The organism is Xenorhabdus littoralis, from assembly GCF_033949345.1.
Classification (GTDB): Bacteria; Pseudomonadota; Gammaproteobacteria; order Enterobacterales; family Enterobacteriaceae; genus Xenorhabdus; species Xenorhabdus littoralis.
In genome coordinates this window covers 1-1,049 of record NZ_VCDP01000225.1, presented here as the reverse complement: position 1 = coordinate 1,049, position 1,049 = coordinate 1, and the positions used below count along the sequence as shown (strand labels likewise).

1 protein-coding gene is annotated in these 1,049 nt (G+C 55.5%); it reads right to left on the bottom strand.

Features of this window, described 5'->3' with window-relative positions; genetic code table 11:
* Positions 1 to 1,049 (bottom strand): AMP-binding protein (locus FE394_RS19395; RefSeq protein ID WP_319927950.1); only part of this gene is annotated, 1,049 nt, incomplete at both ends.

The following is a 1,049-nucleotide window of genomic DNA, read 5'->3' as shown; positions in this document are numbered from 1 at the left end:
TTCACCACCCCCCGATGCTCTACCATCACGCCTTTCGGCGTCCCCGTTGAGCCGGAAGTGTAAATCACATAGGCCAGATGCCGTGACGTTAATCCGGCTATCTGCGGATTGCTGTCCGGCTGGTCAACGCGGGTATTCGGGTCAAGCACCGTTCGTCCTGCCAGTGCCCGCTCACCCAGAGCGGCTCGCCCGTTATTATCTGCCAGCACAATAGCCGGGGCGGCATCCATCAGACTCAGTCCCAAACGCTCACTCGAATAGACGGGGTCCAGCGGCACATAGGTGCCGCCGGCTTTCAATACCGCCAGTATCCCCACCACCATGGCCGGTGACCGTGACACGCAAATCACTACCCGTTGATCTGGTTCTATTCCCAGCGCAATCAGTTGATGTGCCAGACGATTGGCCCGGGTATTTAATTCGGCATAACTGAGGCTTTGTTCTTCATATACTAATGCTGTCGCGTCCGGGGTTTTCTCCGCCTGTTGCTCAAATAACTGATGAATACACAATGTGGGGTACGCGGTTTCTGTTGCGTTCCAGGTTGTCAGCAACATCGTGCGTTCCGTTTCCGGCAGGATGTTCAGTGCCCGGACCGGCCTGTCCGGGGTTTGCTCCAGTGCTGTCGCCAGACTCTCCAGCGCCTGTTGCATATAGCCGCATATCCGTTCCGCCTCAAACGGCTGGACGATCTGAGCCGTTAATCCCAAAGCCTCACCAAAATCTTCCACTGACAGTGCTAAAGGATAGTTGGTTCGCTCCTGTGCGCTCAGAAACTCAATGCCCTTTATCAGCTCATCTGATGTTACCGATATGTCATTATGTCGATAGTTCAGCAGGGCACTAAAGAGGGGGAGACTGCTGTCAACTCTGCTGCATTTCTGTGCCAGAGCCAGTGAAGCATGTTCATGGGCTAATAGTCCGGCCAGTCGGGCGTGGGCGACTTGTACGCTGTCCCGTAGCGGAGTCTCATCGATATCCAGCCGCAACGGCAGCGTATTGATAAACAACCCCATGCCGTTATCAGCCCCTTCTCCCGCCGTCATGCG